Source organism: Planomicrobium sp. CPCC 101079 (assembly GCF_007859275.1).
Lineage (GTDB): Bacteria > Bacillota > Bacilli > Bacillales_A > Planococcaceae > Planococcus.
This window is the reverse complement of the sequence record NZ_VOHC01000030.1, coordinates 230,961-244,363: the sequence shown is the minus strand read 5'-3', so window position 1 is coordinate 244,363 and position 13,403 is coordinate 230,961. Positions and strand designations below refer to the sequence as shown.

The following is a 13,403-nucleotide window of genomic DNA, read 5'->3' as shown; positions in this document are numbered from 1 at the left end:
TCATCCTCCACTCGGATCAGGGATGGCATTACCAGATGGCAAAATACCAGAAAGCATTAGCAGATCGAAACATCACTCAAAGCATGTCCCGTAAGGGGAACTGCCTCGACAACGCCGTTATTGAGAATTTCTTTGGCATTCTCAAGACGGAGCTCCTTTATCTGCAGGAATTTGAAAGTGTGGAGCACTTCCTCCAGGAACTGGATACCTATATGGCGTACTACAACCAGAAACGAATGAAGTCCAAATTAAAAAACATGAGTCCGGTTGACTACCGGACTCATGCACAACAAGCTGCTTAAATTTTTGTCTAACTTTTTTGGGTCAGTTCACAAAACGGCTGTTTTTTCATGCTGTTGAGAAAGTAGGCTAGCGGTTTATTGCACTCCAGCCGGATGCTTTTGGCAAGCGCAGCTGTTTCGCGCAACAGCAAGAACGACACCAGTTTCAATGCAGCAAAGAACACTCCATCGTTTCTTGGCTGCCCTAATATCATTTTTCAGAATTGGAAAAAAAGATGGGTATATTTTCTAAGAAATCTCCAAATCCTGTAACTTTTGCCGTTCTCATACGTTATGTATAGTATGAATATACTGGAAACGAGGGGTTGGCGTGGAACGGAAAGTGATAATCGCTGGAGGGACAGGGTTTATTGGCCGTTACTTTGAAAAAAGGTTTTTGGAAGAGGGCTACGAAGTATACATAATTTCAAGGCAGGAGAAGCACTTGTCTTGGCTTGACCATACAGGAATCGTAGCGGCACTTGATGGAGCGGACATGTTGATTAATTTGGCGGGCAAGTCGGTGAATTGCCGCTATAACAAGCGGAACAAAGAAGAAATTCTGGAATCGCGGATCGAGACGACACAAATTTTAGGGAATGCGATGTATGCCTGTGAAAACGCGCCGCCGCTTTGGATCAACTCCAGTTCGGCGACAATTTACCGTCATGCAAAAGACCGGCCGATGACCGAATCGACCGGTGAAATCGGCACGGGCTTTTCCGTAGAAGTGGCGAAGGCCTGGGAGCAGTCGCTGTTTGCTTTCAAACTGCCGCGAACGCGTCAAATCGCGCTTCGTACGGCCATTGTTTTAGGAGAAGACGGCGGTGTTATGAACCCGTATTTGAATTTGGTGCGGTTTGGGCTCGGGGGTGTGCAAGGGCCAGGAGACCAAATGTTCAGCTGGATCCATATTGAGGATTTATACCGCATCGTCCTGTTTCTTCAAGATCAGCCGCATTTAAAAGGGATTTTCAACTGCTCGTCGCCGCATCCGGTGTCGAACCGGGTATTGATGACAGAGCTGCGCAAGCAGGCAAACCGGGCACTGGGCTTCCGGGCTCCTGCCTGGATGCTTGAGATGGGGGCTGCCATGATCCGCACTGAGACGGAATTGGTGCTGAAAAGCCGATGGGTTCTGCCGGAACGGCTGCAAAAAGAAGGCTTTGAATTTCGGTACGAGACACTTGATAAAGCATTAGAGCATATCATGCATTGACTTGGCATTCGGCCAACTGCGGATAGGTTATTCGCTTCATAAAATTATATAATAACCTCAATTTCAATAGAAATTCGAGGGAATCAACAAATAAAGCAAAAAAGCCTAGTTTCGAGGTTTTTGTGCTTTCTGCCCGGGTGATTTGAGGATGGGGTGTGGCAAGTTTACTGCAGATGAGCTTTTACTAAAAAGGATTCTTAACCGTGAGCAACAAGCGTTAAGTGAATTATACGATCGGTATTTTCAATTACTATGGAAGATTTCTTATCGTGCTGTTGCGGATCCGGCTATCTGTGAGGAGATTGTCAGCTGTGTGTTTGAAAATGTTTGGGCATGCCCTGAAAAGTTTCGAAACAAAAAATTGCCGTTGTCTATTATTGAATATTGCTCCACCTGCATCGATTCTATCGCTTTAAAAATGCCTTCTTAAACACCTTGCCGAGCAAGGTGTTTTTTGCGTTGACGGCAACCATATAGCCGCCTACACTGAACTTACAGAAAATCAATAGAGGACAGGAGGCTGTAAATGGACAAGAACAGTGGGCGTTATAAAGAATTGCGCAATAAGAAAGTCGGGCTCACGCCATTTACCGTAGAGAAAATCATTGCGGCGCCGAACCGGACAGGGCAGCCAGTTAGCCCGCAAATCGCTAATATTCTCAGGGGTTTTGGGCTTGCTTCAGTTGTTTTTTGCGAAGAGGTGCAAGGCGGACGGGACAGCCAAGTGTATAAAATAGGGGCGGAGGATCGTATATATGCACTGCGCCTTTTGCCAGCCCGAAAGTACGAGCAGTTTGTCCAGGAAAAGAAGATGATTGAAATTGCCGCTGGAAACGGCGTGCCGGTACCAGAAGTCCACGCTATCCAAGTGGTTGATGGCTATGCGGTGATGCTGATGGAATGGCGAGAAGGGAAAACGGTGCTGGCTGCGCTCAAGGAATGGCCGGAACGTGCAGAGGAATTGGGTGTGGAATTCGGCAAAATCCAAGCCCGGATCCATCAAATTGTGGTTTCTGCACAAGACGTGGAATCTCGGTCTTGGCTGACGCCGTCCCGGGAAGAAGCGGAAATCTTGTCGGCTATTCCATTGTCTGATTCGCCTGCTGTTTTGCTTCATCTCGATTTTCACCCATTGAATGTACTGACGGATGGCCGGAACATTACAGCAGTGCTTGACTGGGCAAATGCCGCCATCGGTGATTGCCGATTAGATATTGCCCGCACTTTCTCGATTTTGGAACTAGCCGGCAAAAAAGCGTTTGAAAAAGATCCGGAAGTGCTTGCCGGTTTTGTGGCAGGATGGAAGGCGGGGTATGGTGGTGGTTTGTTCACATCCATGCCTTTGTTCTATGCGTGGAGCGGTGTCCGGTTAAAACGGGATTCTATAGAACGGCTTGAAAAAAGCGAGCAGGCGGAAATTGATGCATGGGTGGCAGGCTGGTTGGCCGCCCACAAAAGAGAAACGAACCAATAAATAATCCGCACGAAGGCGTCTATCCATCGCCTTCGTACGGATTTTTTTCTGTTTTAATTTTGTAATTGCTTTAACAGCGGCAAGCCGGAACGCCAGATCGAAAAGGCGGTCGCCCATAAGATCAATGCGGCCCCAAATCCGACAACAGCCGCCCAAGCGGTGATTTGATAAGAACCGATTGTTGCGCTTTGGGGAAGAAACAGCACCGTGGCTGCAGCAAGAAGGCATAGAAGTGTGCCTGTAATGTAATGCACTTTCTCGCGGAACAGAAAAGCGAGCGGGAAAAAATGCGCCCCGACGATAAAACACATGACCGGAAAAAACCATTCCATATAGCCGGCATTTCCTAAAACGAACGCCGCCAATGCAATCAAGGCGATTTCTGCTGCAAATGTAAGATTGAAGCCAAGCCGGATTTTCTTATCACGTGATTTGCTCTCAGGGCTTTTCCGGACAGCGGCGTGTTTTGAAGAAGCGAATACCCGCATGCCAAGAATAAAAAGAAAAACTCCGATAGAAACGGCAATGCCGAGAAGCCAGAGAGTGCCCAGTTCCCGCAAGCCTATGATGCCGACACTTGCCCACACTGTACCGAAAAAAGCCATGAAAATAATGCCGTTTGCAATGCCCAAAACATCCGTTTTATACACAGTTTGGTTAGACAAAGAAGCCCCACTCCTTTTCCTTTTCCTTTTGTATAAATACGGGCTCCCTAAGCAAAAGTTGCATAAAGTTTCGACTTTTTGATCTGTTCAAGAAGAACGCCAAAATTGACTGGAAAAACCAATAGGAGTACATTTAAGGAACTAACGTGAACAGTTCCATTTCGAACTGTTCCAAAAGGAAGGGAAGGGAACAATGCCAACTCAAAACCAAAGCATTATGCGCTCGGTCGAACTGCTGCAGTCGTTTGCGAGTGTCCAGAAAAACTTGTACCGCTTTGTTCAAAAGTCGGCAGCTGAAAACGGCTTGTCGGTTCCGCAATACACCATTTTAATCACGCTCATTTCAGAATCGGCAATGACGCAAAAAACGATTGGCGAGAAAACGTTTCTGCCGAAAAGCACGCTGAGCCAAGCGGTTGACGGCTTGGTGAAAGAAGGGTTGCTCGAGCGGCAGCAAGTGGAAGGCAACCGCCGGGAAGTGATGCTGTCGGTGAGTGAAAAAGGAATCGAATTTATCCAGGAACTTCATATGAAAGAATGCAGCGTGCTCCGCATATTCGAAGGGGTGCTGGATTCAATGGAACAGCAGGAAGAGGATGGTCTGCTTGAAACTCATGCACACATCAATACGTTGCTCGAAGCGATTGAAACAGAGGAGCAATTGAAATGATTAAAATCCTGAAAAACTTAAACGTCTACAAATGGTTGGTTGCGGCTGTCGTCGGTCTGGTCTTCATTCAATCAATCGCGGACCTTTACCTGCCGAGGTTGATGGCGGACATCATCGACAACGGGGTCGTCACCGGGAACACGGGATATATCTGGGAAATCGGCGGCGTGATGCTTTTGGTGTCAGCGGCCGGTGTCGTCGCTTCAATCATTGCCAGTTACTTTTCAGCCAAGACGGCGATGGGGCTCGGCCGCGATTTGCGCCGCCGGGTGTTCAACCATGTCGGAAAATTCACCTTGCAGGAATTCGACAAAGTCGGAACAGCATCGCTCATCACGCGGACAACGAACGACATCACCCAAGTGCAGCAAGTGGTCATCATGATGCTGAGGATGGTCATCAGCGCGCCGATCATGCTGGTCGGCGGCTTGATCCTCGCAATTTCGCAAGACGCCAAGCTGTCGCTTGTTATTTTAGCGGCGATGCCGGTGCTTGCCGGTTCAATCATCACGATCTTTAAAAAAGGGATGCCTTTGTTCCAGGAAGTGCAAAAACGTTTGGACCGGCTGAATCTGGTGCTCCGGGAAAATTTGACGGGCATCCGCGTCATCCGCGCCTTTAACCGTGAAACGGAAGAGCAAGTGCGCATGACCAAAGCCAACCGTGATTTGACGGACGTATCAATACAGGTCAATAAGATAATGGCCTTCATCATGCCGGTGATGATGCTGGTGATGAACTTGACGGTCGTCGGCATCATTTGGTTTGGCGGCATTCGCATCGATAATGGCTCGCTGCAAATCGGCGAATTGATGGCGTTCATCCAGTACGTCATGCTGATCATGTTCGCACTCGTCATGGCATCAGTCATGTTCATCATGGTTCCGCGTGCAGCGGTATCGGCCAACCGCATCAATGAAGTGCTTGAAATGGAACCGTCATTTGTTGACAACGGAACGCAAAAAGCGGACCGTGAACGCGGCACGCTCCAGTTCGACGATGTGACATTCAGCTATCCAGGCGCTGAAAAACCGGCGCTCTCAAACATCTCGTTCTCGGCAGAACCGGGAGAAGTCACGGCCATTATCGGAGGAACGGGATCCGGGAAAACGACGCTCGTTAATCTGATTCCGCGCTTTTACGAAATCGCAAGCGGCTCAATCCGTGTTAACGGCGTTGATATCCGCGAAGCGTCGCAAGATGAAGTGCGCTCGAAAATCGGCTTTGTGCCGCAAAAAGCCATTTTGTTTACCGGCACGATCGCGGACAATATAAGATTTGGCAAGCAAGATGCCACCCAGGAAGAAATCGAACACGCAGCGCGCATTGCGCAAGCGGCAGATTTTATCGAACGGATACCAGAAGGCTACGAATCGGAAATCGAACAAGGCGGATCAAACTTATCCGGCGGCCAAAAGCAGCGTTTATCGATTGCCCGCGCGCTCCTCCGGAAACCTGATTTGTATGTGTTCGATGACAGTTTCTCTGCACTCGACTACAAGACAGATGCACGGCTTCGCGCGGCATTAAAAAGCGAAACAAAAGATGCAACCGTACTGCTCGTTGCACAGCGTGTCAGCACAGTAGTGGACGCGGACCGCATTATCGTCTTGGAGCAAGGCCGGATCGCCGGTATCGGCACGCATGAAGAGCTGCTCCAGACCAATGAAGTCTACCGCGAAATTGTCTTATCCCAGCTGACAGAGGAGGAAATCGCATGAGCAAAGTGAAGCAGCCTCAACGCGGCGGTGGACCTGGCCACGGACCTGGCGGCATGATGATGGTGCCGGGCGAAAAGCCGAAAAACTTCAAGAAAACCTTGCGGCGCCTGCTCGTCTACTTGAAGCCGCGCCGCAACAAACTCATCGCAGTATTCATGGCCGCCATACTTAGTACAATTTTTATGATTGTCGGACCGAAAATCATGGGGCTGGCCATTACGGAATTGTTTGAAGGGGCTTACGGCAAGTTCACGAACACGCCAGGCGCCACAATCGATTTTGAACGCATTGGGCAGATTTTATTGCTGCTCGCGGGGCTTTACATCATCAGCAGTGTGTTCAGCTACATCCAGCAATTTATCATGTCAACCGTCGCACAGGACACGGTCTATGATTTGCGCGAGGATGTCAACACGAAACTCGAAAAACTGCCGCTCAAATATTTTGATGGCCGGCCAAACGGTGAGACTTTGAGCCGCATGACGAACGACATCGATACGATCGGCAGTACGCTGCAGCAAAGCTTGACGCAGTTTATCACATCGATTGTCACGCTTGTCGGAATCATCATCATGATGCTGTCGATTAGCCCGTTGCTGACGGCGATTGCGCTGATTTCATTGCCCCTGTCGATTTTTGTTATCGGCCCGGTATTGAAGCGGTCTCAAAAGCATTTCGCCAAGCAGCAAAAATCGCTGGGCGAACTGAACGGACACATCGAGGAAATGTATACAGGCCACCAAGTCGTCAAAGTGTTCGGCCACGAGAAAAAATCGGGCGAGCAGTTTGATGCTGTTAACGAAGAACTGTACCAAGCGGGCAGCAAAGCGCAATTCATCTCTGGAATCATCATGCCGATGATGATGTTCATCGGCAACATCAGCTATGTGTTGATCTCAGTCGTTGGGGGGATCTTGGTGACGCAGCGCACCATTTCAATCGGGGATGTCCAGGCGTTCATCACCTATTCCAAACAGTTCACGCAGCCGATCACGCAAACCGCGAACATCGCGAACATCGTCCAGTCAACGGTGGCTGCGGCGGAGCGCGTGTTCGAACTGCTCGACGAAGAGGAAGAAGTGAAAGAACAGACAACTGTTACACTGACCCGTGCAGAAGGTTCTGTGGAATTTGAGGACGTCGATTTCGGCTATGGCGAAGAGCTGCTGATCGAGAACATGAACATCCATGTCGCACCTGGCCAAACCGTCGCCATCGTCGGACCGACCGGCGCCGGCAAAACGACGCTGATCAATTTACTGATGCGCTTCTACGAATTAAAAGGCGGCAGCATCAAAATAGATGGCCTTGACACACGCGACATGTCACGTGATGATTTGCGCAAAAGCTTCGGTATGGTTTTGCAGGACACTTGGCTCTTTAACGGCACGATAAAAGACAATATCGCCTATGGCAAAAGCGGCGCCAGCGATGACGAAATCTTCGCCGCTGCTAAAACCGCACACGCCGACCATTTTATCCGCACTTTGCCGGACGGCTATGACACCATCTTGAATGAAGAAGCGTCGAACATCTCGCAAGGCCAGAAGCAACTTTTGACCATCGCGCGCGCTGTTCTTGCCGACCCGCCAATCATGATTTTGGATGAAGCGACATCAAGCGTCGACACCCGCACCGAAGTTTTCATCCAACAAGCCATGAACCGCTTAATGGAAGGCCGCACAAGCTTTGTCATCGCGCACCGCTTGTCGACCATCAAAGACGCCGACTTGATCTTGGTCATGGACCAAGGCAAAGTCATCGAACAAGGCACACACGCCGAACTGCTTGAACAGCGGGGCTTCTACGAAGAATTGTACAACAGCCAGTTCGCTGAAAAAGTGGCTGGGTGAAGAAGAGAGCTGACCCGTTTTGGGTCGGCTTTTTTTGTTTGGGAGGGGGAAGTTCCTGTAGAAAGCTCGGTTTGTCATGTAAGAATTGCGAAAGTTCATGTAGAGATTTCAATACTTCATGTAAGAACCAAAAAACTTCATGAAGCAAATTTTGGCAACCCATTCTCTTCTATAGAAAGCGATGCCGATTTATAAAGAGCTGTTCGCCGGGCGAACAGCTTCCTTATTGTTTTTTGGTTTTGGAGAGAAGATTTTCGAGAAAGTGATGTAGAAGTGGGAAAATCTCATGTAGAAAGCTTGTTTCGTCATGTAAGAATCGCAAGAGTTCATGTATAAAACTGCATACTTCATGTTAGAACCCGAAAACTTCATGAAGAAAATTTTTCCAATTGATTCACCCCCAATACCAAGCGACGCCAGCTAGTAAAAGGCTGTTCGCTGGGCGAACAGCTTCCTCGTCCCACTATTATTCAACATCTTCAGAAACCGTCTTCCGCCGAAACCCGGGAAATCTTGCCGCCCGGCTTTCTGCATTCTGCGCCAGCCCGCTTTTTACCCGTTTCAGCTGTGCCACAATGATGATGCTGATAATCACCAACAAAAACCAAGAGGAAATCTTCCCGATGTGGACGAGCGACCAAGCCGCTTGCTGGTCCGGGTATTGCCATGCGCCAAAAAAGGTGACGATGTTCTCGGCGATCCAGATAAAAAAGCCGACAAGCAAGAACGCCAAAATCGCTGGCATTTTATAGACAGTGCCCCTGACGCGAAAGGTGACGACTGTTTTGAAGAAAATCACGAACAGCAAAGCTTTCAGCACCCAGCGGATGTCATATGAAAAATGGTGCGTGAAAAAATTTGCGTAGATCAGCGCGCTGATGCTGACGGCGAACAGCGGTTTTGGCCAACCGTATATCTGCAGATCGAGCCGCCTCCAAGCCTGGCAAATATAGCTTGCGACACTTGCGTACATAAAGCCGCTGTACAACGGCACGCCGCCCACCTTGCTGTAGGCGTCTTCCGGGTACGCCCATGAGCCCATATGCACTTTAAACAGTTCCAATCCGAGGCCGATAACGTGGAACAGGCAAATCACTTTCAATTCATCAAGTGTCTCAAGCCGCGATGCCAGCATGAACACTTGAGCAGCCAGACAGACGAGCAAGATAAAATCGTACCGCGGCAAACCGGGAATTTCAACCAATTTCGATGCGGCGAGAGCCCCAAAAATGATTACTGGAAAAATGCAGGACAGGGCTTGCAAATACCCGAACATAAAGAAATTTTTCATTGGCGGCACCCTCCACTGTTTTATTGCAAATTAACGGGAAGCGAGGCTTCCGCTTTAACCAACAGACTGAATTGTTTTAAGTTGGGACGAAACAGCTTTCCATAAGTTTCTTTGATTGAGCTTAAAACCGTCCAAAGTTCCCAAACTATTTCCAAACAAACGGGGTATACAACTAGAGAAAGAAATCGCTTGATCAACTTTGACGAAGGAGGAAAAAAGATGCCGAAGTTCGATTCAAATGGAGTGGAATTGTATTACGAAGAAGCAGGGGAAGGAACGCCGCTGGTCTTGATTCATGGCCTGACCGCGAATTTGAAGACATTCCAGGAGGAAGTGGATTATTTCCAGGAGAATTTCCGGGTTATCACCTATGATTGCCGGGGACACGGGCGTTCCGGCAAACCGCTGAGCTTTACGCTGAATGACCATATTGAGGATGTGGTGGCGCTGCTCGACCATCTTAACCTCGACAAAGCGCATGTGCTTGGGGTATCGATGGGCAGCTATATCGCACAAGGCGTGGTGCTGGCACATCCGGAACGCGTCAGCAAACTGGTGCTGGTCGTTTCTAAGACAAATGGCAAAACATCTTCAACAATGGAGCTCTTTAACCGCTACGCCGATGAAATCGAAGGGATGGACGAGCAGCAGCAGCAGAAGCATTTATTCAAATACATGTTCCACAACATTGCCGCCGTGGAAGAATGGCAGGAAGAGTCGGGCCTTAACGAATCCGATTTGACGATTGTCCAGCAAGCTGCTGCCAACAAGGCGCTTGAAGGTTTTGATTTTCGGGCAGCATTGCCGACCGTGGAAGCCCCGACGCTGGTCATCAGCGGTACGCACGACGGCTTGAACCCGCCGGAGCGCGGCCAAGAACTCGCCCGCCTGATTCCGGACGCGGTTTTTGTGGAATTCGAGAACTCGGGACATGCACCGAACGTCGAAGAGCGCGAACGCTTTTTGGAAGTAGTGACGGATTTTTTGATGGCATAATAAAAACGGGCTTAGAGATCGCCTCTAAGCTCGTTTTTTTCTGTTTCATGATACGATTCCAGCAGCTTGGTGAACTGTTCATCGCTCAGCTTTTTCTCCAAGCCGCGCGACAGTCCCCAAATGGCGAGAAGGATGAAAAAGGCGCTGCAGATCAGCATCGCGGCATATGCCGTGGCTTTGGCGTACACTTCTGTACTGTCGAGGATATAAAGCCAGTCTGGCCGTGCACCGGGCACAAACATCAAATAGGATGCCACAGAATTGTTGACCGCATGAAATAAAATCGGCACGAGCAGATTGCCGGTTCGCAAATACAGCAGGGAAGCCAGCACGCCGAACAAAAACGCGCCGACGATATCTGCGTGCAGCATGCCAAAGATAAGGCTCGAGATGATTACCCCGCTCCACATGGTCGTCTTGACAAGAATTCGCTTCATCAGCACACCCCGGAAAATAAACTCCTCAGCAATTGGCCCGATCACCGTAATGATAGCCAAAGTGAACACGGCATACAATGTACCGCCCGGCAGCGGAATCGGCTCGGTGAAAAAGTCGACGAGCCAAGGCGCGACCGGCAAAAGGATGTACATTTGAAACCACAGCATCCCTGCCGAAAACAGGAACGACAAACAAACGAGGCCGGAAATAAGCGGCAGCCAGCGGAAGAGGCCACGGAGGAACAGCACATCGGATACGGAAATTCCTTGCTTATGAAAATAATAGCTGAAATACAGGACAGGCACGAAGACATATAAGACCAATTGGAAAACCACTTCGATCATTCGGTCGCTTGCGGATAGTTCGAACATGATAATGACGGAAATGCCGATAGCCAACGCAAGAAATCCAAATAAGTGCCGAGCAGGCATCTCTTCAAACATTTGCCGCACCGCCTCTCTTTTCTGTTGGGGAACCACAAGTTGTAGAGCGAGAAAACGGAAATATGCATTCTGGATGGAGCTGGACTTGAAAGGATGCTGATAAGGGATCGAATAAGAGTGGAGAACGTCCAGAACGATTTCTGCACCTTGAAATACCAGAATCCAACAACGCTTTTTATATATTTTATACCACGAAACACACAAAATCACGTTATATATTTCTAAAAATTCTGTCAAATGATACACTGGAAGAAAAGCGGAGGGGCTGCCATGAATAAAAGGTGGATCGGTCTGTTTTTTGCTACAGTATTTCTCTTAGCAAGCTGCCAACCGGAAGAGCAAGTAGCGCCGAAAGAGCAGGAAAAAGCGGTCGCGCAATCTTCGCCAACCGGCCGGGTCGAGGAATTCATTAAGTTATGGCAAGCGGGCAACTTCCAGGAAATGTACGATTCGTACTTGAACGAAGGGACGAAAGGCGCGTTTAGGGAAGATGTGTTCATCGGCTGGCAGGAACAATTGAAGGAAGAGCTGGAGGTCACCGGCATTTCGATCGACTACACGAAACCGGAAGAAGGAACCGGGTGGAGCCCGGAAGAACCCGCAGACTTTCCGATTGCAGTGGATATTGCAACCATAGCGGGGCCGGTACAGTTTGAAAAGACGCTGACGCTGCTGTATGAAAACAATGATTGGTTTGTGGAATGGGATCCGTCATTCATCTTTCCGCAACTCGAAGAAGGCGATCAAGTCAAAACCGAAATCACCAAACCGGATCGCGGAGAGATTGTGGACCGCAACGGAAAAGGCATTGCGATCAATGGCACAGGCTATGAAATCGGCATCATTCCAGGAAATTTCGACGAAGACAAAAAAGAGGAGCTCGCCAAGCTCCTGAAGACAACGCCAGCAGCGATAGATGAACAGCTGAACCAAAGCTGGGTGCGGCCGGATCATTATGTACCAGTCGCCAAAGTGGCAAAAAACAACAAACAAACGCTTGAGAAGATTTTCGCCATTACAGGTACCGAACGCCGGGAAATCCCGCTTCGTGAATACCCGTATGGCAAAGCCTTGGCCCACGTATCAGGCTTTATCGGCCCGATCACCGCTGAGCAGCTGAATGAGTTGAAAGACAAAGGCTACACAGAAGAAGACTTGATCGGGCGCCAAGGTTTGGAGCGCTCGCTTGAAGAGCGGCTGCGCGGCGAGGAAGGCGTACGGATTGTCATCGAAAAAGCGCGGAGCGGTGCGGAAACGATCAACGTCGCTGAGAAAAGCCCGGAACATGGCGACACCGTCAAGCTGACAATCGACGCCAAACTGCAAAAAGCGGCATATGACGCGATGGACGGCGAGGCCGGAACGAGTGCGGCCGTCAACCCCAATACGGGCGAAACGCTTGTCCTGCTTAGTTCACCGAGCTACAACCCGAACGACTTTATCCTGGGCATGAGCAGCAGCCGCTACAACAAGCTGCAAAACGACCCGCTCAATCCGCTGTTCACCCGCTTTGCCGCATCGTATGCGCCGGGTTCTGCCATCAAACCGGTATTTGCTGCGATTGCTATGGAAGCGGGCACGCTTGACCCGGACAAAGGCATGAAAATCACCGGCAAGACGTGGCAAAAGCCGACCTGGGGCCGTTTTCGCATAGCGCGCCTGCACGATGACGCACCGAATCCCGTTGATTTGAATACCGCGCTCGTCTATTCGGACAACATCTATTTTGCGCGGCAAGCACTCGAATTAGGACGCGACCGCTTAACGGAGGGACTGGAAAGTTTCGGTTTCGGCGAGGCGATGCCGTTTGAAGGTTTGAACTTGGCTGCCTCGCAAATCTCGAACGACGGCCTTATCACTTCAGAAGGGCAGCTTGCCGATACGTCGTTTGGCCAAGGCCAAATGCTGGTGAACATTTTGCATCTTGCATCGATGTACGGACCGTTCTTGAACGGCGGCATGGTGTACAAGCCGGTTTTATTCGAGGAAGAGGAAAAAGCGCAAGTATGGAAAGAAGGGCTTGTCCGCGCAGAAAAAGCCGAAATTCTGCGGACCAGCATGCGCAACGCAGTGACTGACGGCTTTGCGAAATCGGCTGACCTTAAAAACATCCCGCTTGCCGGCAAAACCGGAACCGCGGAAATAAAAGCAACAACTCGGGACAAGGGGAAAAACAACGGCTATTTTGTGGCGTACAACGAAGACGACCCGCAATTCATCCTTGCTATGATGATTGAAGATATCGGAAATGACAGCAGCGACAAAGTGGCAAAAATGGTTGCGGAGACCTTTGAAAAAACAGCCGATTAAAAAGGCAAAACCTCTGAGCTGCCCCGAAAACTTGGAGCAGGC

The 13,403-nt window shown here is 49.6% G+C and carries 12 protein-coding genes; 9 read left to right on the top strand and 3 right to left on the bottom strand.

All coding sequences use genetic code 11. The features are described 5' to 3' along the window. From FQV28_RS16235 to FQV28_RS16220, 4 genes are all read left to right on the top strand, one after another. Positions 1 to 302, top strand: a 302-nt coding sequence (locus tag FQV28_RS16235; RefSeq protein WP_146497555.1) for an IS3 family transposase, incomplete at its 5' end; no start/stop codon positions are given. Positions 303 to 612: 310 nt separating this feature from the next. Next, positions 613 to 1,500: a TIGR01777 family oxidoreductase gene (locus tag FQV28_RS16230; RefSeq protein ID WP_146497554.1), complete on the top strand. Its 888-nt coding sequence runs from the start codon at positions 613 to 615 to the stop codon at positions 1,498 to 1,500. Positions 1,501 to 1,648: 148 nt separating this feature from the next. Next, a complete protein-coding gene (locus FQV28_RS16225; protein ID WP_146497553.1) occupies positions 1,649 to 1,930 on the top strand; it encodes an RNA polymerase sigma factor in 282 nt (93 codons plus the stop codon). A gap of 96 nt (positions 1,931 to 2,026) precedes the next feature. Next, positions 2,027 to 2,974, top strand: coding sequence for a phosphotransferase family protein (locus FQV28_RS16220; protein ID WP_146497552.1), 948 nt, complete (start codon positions 2,027 to 2,029; stop codon positions 2,972 to 2,974). Between the two features lie 53 nt (positions 2,975 to 3,027). On the opposite strand, the gene FQV28_RS16215 is transcribed toward FQV28_RS16220, so the two are convergent. After that, complete coding sequence (locus FQV28_RS16215; protein WP_146497551.1) at positions 3,028 to 3,639, bottom strand: DUF7010 family protein; 612 nt, start codon at positions 3,637 to 3,639, stop codon at positions 3,028 to 3,030. Between the two features lie 193 nt (positions 3,640 to 3,832). On the opposite strand from FQV28_RS16215, the gene FQV28_RS16210 reads away from it, so the two are divergent. Genes FQV28_RS16210 through FQV28_RS16200 form a run of 3 tightly spaced genes read left to right on the top strand, consistent with a single transcriptional unit; the run spans position 3,833 to position 7,883 of the window. Continuing rightward, positions 3,833 to 4,309, top strand: a complete 477-nt coding sequence (locus tag FQV28_RS16210) for a MarR family winged helix-turn-helix transcriptional regulator (RefSeq protein WP_146497550.1) — start codon at positions 3,833 to 3,835, stop codon at positions 4,307 to 4,309. After that, the gene (locus FQV28_RS16205) at positions 4,306 to 6,030 is read left to right on the top strand and encodes an ABC transporter ATP-binding protein (protein ID WP_146497549.1); all 1,725 of its coding nucleotides are present in this window, start codon (positions 4,306 to 4,308) and stop codon (positions 6,028 to 6,030) included. The genes FQV28_RS16210 and FQV28_RS16205 overlap by 4 nt, the downstream gene beginning before the upstream one ends. Next, positions 6,027 to 7,883, top strand: a complete 1,857-nt coding sequence (locus FQV28_RS16200) for an ABC transporter ATP-binding protein (RefSeq protein ID WP_146497548.1) — start codon at positions 6,027 to 6,029, stop codon at positions 7,881 to 7,883. Before FQV28_RS16205 ends, FQV28_RS16200 begins: the two co-directional genes overlap by 4 nt. Positions 7,884 to 8,349: 466 nt before the next feature. Here the strand turns inward: FQV28_RS16200 and FQV28_RS16195 are convergent, their stop codons facing one another. Then, the gene (locus FQV28_RS16195) at positions 8,350 to 9,174 is read right to left on the bottom strand and encodes a DUF817 domain-containing protein (RefSeq protein ID WP_186763919.1); all 825 of its coding nucleotides are present in this window, start codon (positions 9,172 to 9,174) and stop codon (positions 8,350 to 8,352) included. A 219-nt stretch (positions 9,175 to 9,393) separates the two neighbouring features. Between FQV28_RS16195 and FQV28_RS16190 the strand changes: the two genes are divergently transcribed. Continuing rightward, a complete protein-coding gene (locus FQV28_RS16190) occupies positions 9,394 to 10,170 on the top strand; it encodes an alpha/beta fold hydrolase (protein ID WP_146497546.1) in 777 nt (258 codons plus the stop codon). 11 nt (positions 10,171 to 10,181) lie between these two features. Here the strand turns inward: FQV28_RS16190 and FQV28_RS16185 are convergent, their stop codons facing one another. Next, complete coding sequence (locus FQV28_RS16185; protein ID WP_146497545.1) at positions 10,182 to 11,051, bottom strand: CPBP family intramembrane glutamic endopeptidase; 870 nt, start codon at positions 11,049 to 11,051, stop codon at positions 10,182 to 10,184. A gap of 270 nt (positions 11,052 to 11,321) precedes the next feature. Between FQV28_RS16185 and FQV28_RS16180 the strand changes: the two genes are divergently transcribed. Further along, positions 11,322 to 13,361, top strand: coding sequence for a penicillin-binding transpeptidase domain-containing protein (locus FQV28_RS16180; RefSeq protein ID WP_146497544.1), 2,040 nt, complete (start codon positions 11,322 to 11,324; stop codon positions 13,359 to 13,361). Positions 13,362 to 13,403 lie beyond the last annotated feature (42 nt).

What these genes read in the sequence shown, in the direction of transcription:
- FQV28_RS16185 (WP_146497545.1), bottom strand. Translation starts at nt 11,051, where the DNA reads ATGTTTGAAGAGATGCCTGCTCGGCACTTATTTGGATTTCTTGCGTTG.
- FQV28_RS16190 (WP_146497546.1), top strand. Translation starts at nt 9,394, where the DNA reads ATGCCGAAGTTCGATTCAAATGGAGTGGAATTGTATTACGAAGAAGCA.
- FQV28_RS16205 (WP_146497549.1), top strand. Translation starts at nt 4,306, where the DNA reads ATGATTAAAATCCTGAAAAACTTAAACGTCTACAAATGGTTGGTTGCG.
- FQV28_RS16200 (WP_146497548.1), top strand. Translation starts at nt 6,027, where the DNA reads ATGAGCAAAGTGAAGCAGCCTCAACGCGGCGGTGGACCTGGCCACGGA.
- FQV28_RS16225 (WP_146497553.1), top strand. Translation starts at nt 1,649, where the DNA reads ATGGGGTGTGGCAAGTTTACTGCAGATGAGCTTTTACTAAAAAGGATT.
- FQV28_RS16180 (WP_146497544.1), top strand. Translation starts at nt 11,322, where the DNA reads ATGAATAAAAGGTGGATCGGTCTGTTTTTTGCTACAGTATTTCTCTTA.
- FQV28_RS16220 (WP_146497552.1), top strand. Translation starts at nt 2,027, where the DNA reads ATGGACAAGAACAGTGGGCGTTATAAAGAATTGCGCAATAAGAAAGTC.
- FQV28_RS16195 (WP_186763919.1), bottom strand. Translation starts at nt 9,174, where the DNA reads ATGAAAAATTTCTTTATGTTCGGGTATTTGCAAGCCCTGTCCTGCATT.
- FQV28_RS16210 (WP_146497550.1), top strand. Translation starts at nt 3,833, where the DNA reads ATGCCAACTCAAAACCAAAGCATTATGCGCTCGGTCGAACTGCTGCAG.